Consider the following 244-nt stretch of genomic DNA (forward strand, 5'->3'; position numbering starts at 1 on the left):
CTTCGGGCCGCGGCTGCTCGCGATGAAGGTGTTGGACTCACGGCGCGACAAGCTCGACACGGCCCGCGACCTTCTCGCTCGGAAAGGTGGGTCCGCCGTCGTCCTCGGTCGTTTCGTGGCCTTCTTCCGTGCCGTGATGCCGGCACTGGCGGGCATGTCACGGATGCCCTATCCGACGTTCCTGGCTATCAACGCGATCGGCGGCCTGGTCTGGGGGATCGGCTTCGTCATGCTCGGGGTCGTG

The 244-nt window shown here is 66.8% G+C and carries 1 protein-coding gene; it reads left to right on the forward strand.

Annotated elements, in window-relative coordinates:
- Positions 1 to 244, forward strand: a 244-nt coding sequence (locus AC0IX4_RS23250; RefSeq protein ID WP_471831445.1) for a DedA family protein, incomplete at both ends; no start/stop codon positions are given.

It is taken from the genome of Rhodococcus sp. AC861, from assembly GCF_979256035.1.